1 protein-coding gene is annotated in these 254 nt (G+C 42.1%); it reads left to right on the top strand.

Annotated elements, in window-relative coordinates; all coding sequences use genetic code 11:
* Positions 1-147: 147 nt before the first annotated feature.
* The coding region (locus tag E8Q33_RS16595; RefSeq protein ID WP_305792048.1) for a sugar phosphate nucleotidyltransferase at positions 148-254 on the top strand (107 nt) is incomplete at its 3' end.

Consider the following 254-nt stretch of genomic DNA (forward strand, 5'->3'; position numbering starts at 1 on the left):
GGCAATTGCTTTAGCAGCGTTAAGAGCATTGGACACAGGTAGCGATCCATTGTTGTTGGTGCTAGCCGCAGATCATGTTATTCAAAACATCCCAGCTTTTCATTTAGCGATTGAACAAGCTAAAAAATTGCTGAGCAAGACAAGCTAGTGACTTTTGGAATACAGCCACAAACTGCGCATACTGGCTATGGTTATATTGAGGCTGAAGAGAAAAACGCTCCAAGCAAAGTTAAGCAATTTGTTGAAAAGCCCGA

It is taken from the genome of Methylophaga sp. SB9B (assembly GCF_004832235.1).
Classification (GTDB): domain Bacteria; phylum Pseudomonadota; class Gammaproteobacteria; order Nitrosococcales; family Methylophagaceae; genus Methylophaga; species Methylophaga muralis.